The sequence below is a fragment of the Roseateles sp. P5_E1 genome (assembly GCF_054049335.1).
The window spans coordinates 1-514 of sequence record NZ_JBFUMN010000496.1 but is presented as its reverse complement, the minus strand read 5'-3'; the positions used below and the strand labels follow the sequence as shown (position 1 = coordinate 514).

The 514-nt window shown below is 64.8% G+C and carries 1 protein-coding gene; it reads right to left on the bottom strand.

Going from position 1 to position 514, the window contains the following annotated elements; all coding sequences use genetic code 11:
• The coding region (locus ACXJKJ_RS32290) for a lytic murein transglycosylase (protein ID WP_457395845.1) at positions 1–373 on the bottom strand (373 nt) is incomplete at its 3' end.
• Positions 374–514: the final 141 nt, after the last annotated feature.

Sequence of the window (514 nt, the reverse complement as noted above, 5' to 3'; positions counted from 1 at the left end):
GGCTGATGAACATCGGCCGGTACTCGTTCCACGGCTTGACCCGCTCGGCGGGTCGCGACATCGCCGCGATGATCGGATCGCGCACCTGCGCCTGGGCCAGCGTGGCCTCGATCTGCGCAGCGGGAATGCCATAGCGTTTTGCGGTGTCGCGCACGAAGTTGGCGCGGGCCACCTCGAACGGCACCGGGGTCAGGTCCACCGGCGCGGCCGTAGCGGCAGCGGCCTCCGGCGCGGCTTCGGCCGGGCCCTTCTGCCCCGGCAACGGCTTGTTGGGGGCACCGGACGCCTGCGGCGACGGTGACGGAGAAGGCGGTTGGGTCGCGCAGGCGACCAAACCGAGCGTAAGCATGCAGGCCAGAGTGCGTCGAATCATCGCGGCAGGTTAGCAGGTCAAGGATGAATTAAAACCCCTAAGACCATGAATCACAACGAATTGCCTGCGACAAGGGACAATCGTTAACGCTGCGTCTACAGTGATCGCAGTCAGATTCCCCATTCAGCCATGGATGCATCC